This window comes from Seonamhaeicola marinus (assembly GCF_008085455.1).
Genome location: NZ_VSDQ01000385.1, coordinates 1 through 450 on the forward strand (window position 1 = coordinate 1; position 450 = coordinate 450).

Here is a 450-nt window from a genome sequence, read left to right on the forward strand (position 1 = left end):
AAATATCAATACCTTCAGCAGCTAAAGCAATATCAAAACTATCTGTTGCGCTACACATGGCAAACATAAAGCCACCGCCTACAACATAATCTCTTATTTTTAAAGCTACATCTAGTTTTTGTTCAGATACTTTACTGTAACCAAGTTTTGCAGCTAGTGCTTCGGCAGATTTTTTTTCTTCAATATACCATGAAGCTGCCCTGTAAGCACCATAAAATTTACCGTATTGCCCAGTAAAATCTTCGTGGTGTAGGTGCAACCAATCATAAAGAAGCAAATTATCATTTAGCACTTCTTCATCATAAACAGTTTCATAAGGAATTTCGGCATACTTTAAAACCATGGTTACAGCGTCATCCCATGGTTGCTTTCCTTTAGGTGTGTAAACTGCAATTTTAGGTGCTTTTTCTAAAACAACAGCTTCCATGTTTTTGCTTGGGCTACTAATAT

At 36.2% G+C, this 450-nt stretch carries 1 pseudogene; it reads right to left on the reverse strand.

From position 1 onward, the window contains the following. A pseudogene (locus tag FUA24_RS05060) lies at positions 1 to 450 on the reverse strand (asparagine synthetase B); the annotation flags it as partial.